The following is a 2,684-nucleotide window of genomic DNA, read 5'->3' as shown; positions in this document are numbered from 1 at the left end:
TGGTGGCCATAGGGGAGGGGAAACACCCGAACCCATTCCGAACTCGGAAGTTAAGCCCTCCACCGCCGATGATACTGCGGAACCTAATCCGTGGGAAAGTAGGTAGCTGCCAGGACATTTTTTCATTTGACAAGAAAAACTAAAATATATTATAAAGAAAATGTTGGGTCGTTAACTCAGTAGGTAGAGTATCGGCCTTTTAAGCCGAGAGTCGCAGGTTCGAATCCTGCACGACCCATAAAAATAGGTCCCCATCGTCTAGCTCGGCCCAGGACGCCGGCCTCTCACGCCGGTAACAGGGGTTCAAATCCCCTTGGGGACGTTAAAGTGATGCGGGGTGGAGCAGTCTGGTAGCTCGTCGGGCTCATAACCCGAAGGTCCCAGGTTCAAATCCTGGCCCCGCTACCAAAATGTTGACATAACCTTAATGGTTTATTATAAAACAGGTCAGTTAGCGGGTGTAACTCAGTTGGTAGAGTGCAACCTTGCCAAGGTTGAAGTCGCGGGTTCAAGTCCCGTCACCCGCTTCATGTACAATAAAAAGGCGGCTTAGCCAAGTGGTAAGGCAGAGGTCTGCAAAACCTCCATTCTCCGGTTCGAATCCGGAAGCCGCCTTAAAACGATTTAAAAGGCCAAGCTCAGATATTTGAGCTTGGCCTTTTCTTTTAATAACAGCAAAGGTTTTTTGAAAATATTGTATCACCTATTTGTAAGCCAGGTAGATAGCCTGGATTTGGAGGAAGTTTTATGACCAATATATATGATATGTCCTATGAGGAGCTTGTAAATAAGATTAAGGAAAAGTTTGATATTGATTTTGAAGAAATCGCTATTATGGATACACGTCTATTAGTTGTTAAAATTTTGAATTTGGAAGATTATATCGATAAACTTGCTGACCAGGTTAAAGATGGCCAAAGACTTGAGCTGCCTTTTTGGGCTAAAATATGGCCTACGTCTATTCTTCTTGGTTATGTTTTACATAGAATACCTAGGCAAAAGGATGATAGTTTGCTTGAGATAGGTGCTGGCATGGGTATTTGTGGTCTTATTGCTGCTAAACTTGGTTTTGATGTGACAATCTCAGATATTGATGAAGACTCTTTAATGATATCTCAGATCAACATAATAAAAAATAACCTATCTGAGAATGCAAGGGTAAAAAAAATTGATTTTACTAGGGATAGATTGAACAAAAAATTTAAATACATTATAGGTTCAGAGGTTCTTTATAGACAGGAACATTACAGACCTCTTGTTAAATTTTTTCTTAACCACATGGACAAAGATTCCACTGTTATTTTGGCCAAGGATTATCATCTTAAGGCAAAAAAATTTTTCAAACTAGCCAAAGATCACTTTACTATAGATGAGAAATACATTGGTTTTAAAGAAGTGGGAAATGATAAGGGAGAAAGACATTTGTGCTCTATAATTAGGTTAAGGCTAAAGTAGGCTAGAGCTAAGTAGAAAAGAGGTATGCGATAAAATGAAACTTAAAAGTTGTTTAAAGGTATATAGTAGGGATTTAGATAAAGCCAGAACGCCTGATGAGACCGTAAGTTATGTCAAAGGCGTTTTAAAGCGGTTTGGTAGAAATATTCTTCTCGAAACCAAGAGAATTGACACCGGTCGTCTTGGTATCCCTGTATTTTTTTCCATATACGGAGACGAGGCCAAAAAAATATGTCCATCAAAAAAACAGATGGGAAAGGGTGCGTCTCCTTCCCAAGCAGAAGCCTCTGCTATTATGGAACTTGTTGAAAGGTATAGCTTTTTTTCTTTTTGGGAACGTGATGAAAATTTTTCACATCTTACATGGACCGAAGCTAGAGAAAAATTTAAAGATATTTCCTTAATAGATGATAAGGAGATTTTAAAATCTGTAGATGATTCACTTAACATAAGAGATCTACATAAGGTTTTAGACCTTGTTAGATGGAAGTTTTGTAAGGCATATTTGGTTTCTGACAATAAAGATGTAATGGTTCCAGGAGATTGGTTTAAACAACTAAATGAGTACAATGGATCCTCTGCAGGTAATACCTTTGAAGAGTCTATTCTACAAGGGGCATGTGAGCTTGTTGAAAGGCATGTTAGTGCAATAATAGATAGGGGAGAAAGAATCGTTCCAACTATTGATTTACAATCTATTAAGGATCCTGTTGCTCTAGATCTTATTTCTTGTTTTAAAAAAAATAATATAAAGTTGTGGTTAAAAGATTTTTCTTTAAATATGGGAGTTCCCACTATAGGAGCCCTAGCCTATGATCCATCAACCTTTCCTAAAAAAAGTGAAATAGTCTTTACTGCAGGGACTGCAACTTCTCCTAACAAAGCAGCTATTAGAGCACTTACAGAAGTTGCCCAACTTGCCGGTGATTTTTGTACTAATAGCAGATATGAGCCTTCAGGCCTTAGAAAGTTTAAAAGTATTGATGAAGCTGCCTGGGTAATGAAAGGAGATGTAATTAATATCTCAACACTTCCAGACATAAGTGATCAGGATCTTTATGTTGAACTCATTAGGCTATCCTCAAAATTAAAAGACCTTGGGTTTAATTTATACTCAATAAACACCACCCACCCAAAGATAAATATCCCCTGTAATTATAACTTTGTACCTGGATTTTTATTTAGAGAGAGGAGCAAATATCCAAGTGTAGGACTCTTTGTTGGAAGAA

General features: G+C 38.1%; 2 protein-coding genes, 5 tRNA genes and 1 rRNA gene. All 8 read left to right on the top strand.

What is annotated here, in order from left to right; all coding sequences use genetic code 11:
- A 5S ribosomal RNA gene (rrf, locus tag ACY2V1_RS08455) occupies positions 1-115 on the top strand; the annotation flags it as partial.
- A 50-nt stretch (positions 116-165) separates the two neighbouring features.
- Positions 166-238, top strand: a tRNA-Lys gene (locus ACY2V1_RS08450).
- A gap of 9 nt (positions 239-247) precedes the next feature.
- Positions 248-322 (top strand) — tRNA-Glu (locus ACY2V1_RS08445).
- Between the two features lie 9 nt (positions 323-331).
- A tRNA-Met gene (locus tag ACY2V1_RS08440) sits at positions 332-408 on the top strand.
- Between the two features lie 46 nt (positions 409-454).
- Positions 455-527: transfer RNA gene (locus tag ACY2V1_RS08435), tRNA-Gly, on the top strand.
- A 16-nt stretch (positions 528-543) separates the two neighbouring features.
- Positions 544-615 (top strand) — tRNA-Cys (locus ACY2V1_RS08430).
- Between the two features lie 132 nt (positions 616-747).
- A complete protein-coding gene (locus tag ACY2V1_RS08425) occupies positions 748-1,455 on the top strand; it encodes a class I SAM-dependent methyltransferase (protein ID WP_461834355.1) in 708 nt (235 codons plus the stop codon).
- 34 nt (positions 1,456-1,489) lie between these two features.
- The coding region (locus ACY2V1_RS08420; RefSeq protein ID WP_461834354.1) for a YcaO-like family protein at positions 1,490-2,684 on the top strand (1,195 nt) is incomplete at its 3' end.

This window comes from Desulfothermus sp. (assembly GCF_053993635.1).
The sequence above is the reverse complement of the archived record's forward strand: the minus strand, read 5'-3'. Positions and strand labels throughout refer to the sequence as shown.

Coding starts and splice junctions, on each gene's coding strand:
- ACY2V1_RS08425 (WP_461834355.1), top strand. CDS start 748: ATGACCAATATATATGATATGTCCTATGAGGAGCTTGTAAATAAGATT.